Origin of the sequence: Marinifilum caeruleilacunae, assembly GCF_013141825.1 — a bacterium.
GTDB lineage: Bacteria > Bacteroidota > Bacteroidia > Bacteroidales > Marinifilaceae > Marinifilum > Marinifilum caeruleilacunae.
The window spans coordinates 1-317 of record NZ_RZNH01000214.1 but is presented as its reverse complement, the minus strand read 5'-3'; the positions used below and the strand labels follow the sequence as shown (position 1 = coordinate 317).

The following is a 317-nucleotide window of genomic DNA, read 5'->3' as shown; positions in this document are numbered from 1 at the left end:
TACAAATAGTTTATTTACTGTCCTGCGTAAATAATTGATATTATTCCGGCTACAAATAGTATAAACATAAGCGTAAGTAGACCATTGGTACTTTTTGAAGAACCTTTAAACTCTTTCCAGATAAAAACACCCCAGAGTGCTGCAACCAGAGTTGCTCCCTGTCCTAGCCCATAAGAAATAGCGGCGCCCGCTTTTCCAGCTGCAATAAGATTTAATGAATTGCCAATACCCCAGATTATACCACCAAAAACACCGACCATATGAATTTTTAAGTTCCCACTAAAGTAAGCCTTGTAATTAGTGGGTTTGCCGCTAAT

The 317-nt window shown here is 38.5% G+C and carries 1 protein-coding gene; it reads right to left on the bottom strand.

Annotated features, from left to right (window positions below):
* Positions 1-14 precede the first annotated feature (14 nt).
* A partial coding sequence (locus ELS83_RS22050; protein WP_249414562.1) for a GRP family sugar transporter occupies positions 15-317 on the bottom strand: 303 nt, incomplete at its 5' end.